Raw genomic sequence first — 438 nt, forward strand, 5'->3', positions numbered from 1 at the left:
ACCATCCAACGCGAGCGCGCCCCGTCCCGCCTCCAATGCGCGTTCCACGTCCGGGCTCGGGTCCTCGCCTCGCGACAGCGCGTACGTCCCCAGCGAGTTGTGCAGCTCCGCCAGATTCGAGTGCGCGAAGAGGTACCGGGGGTCCGTGCGCAGCGCGAGCCGCAGGTGCTTCCCCGAGGCCTCGTACTCGGGACGCGGGTCCAGACCGTGCTCGCGCTGATGATTGCCCTTCCACCGGTGCACGAGCGCCAGGTCATTGTGTCCCCAGGGGTAGGCCGGCTCCAGCTCCAGTGCCCGGGTGAGCTGGGCCATGGACTCGTCCCACGACGCCCCGGGGTCTCCGCCCTCGCGCGCGACTTGAAGCCCCCGCAGGAAGAGACTGAAGCCCAGCGTGTCGTACGCCAGGACCTCCCGGGGTTCGAGCTCGATGGCTCGCGA

Annotated in this window: 1 pseudogene; it reads right to left on the minus strand. The window is 70.3% G+C overall.

The features are described 5' to 3' along the window. Nucleotides 1-438, minus strand: a pseudogene (locus tag D7Y04_RS44800) (serine/threonine protein kinase); the annotation flags it as partial.

It is taken from the genome of Corallococcus sp. AB038B, assembly GCF_003668955.1.
Lineage (GTDB): Bacteria > Myxococcota > Myxococcia > Myxococcales > Myxococcaceae > Corallococcus > Corallococcus exiguus.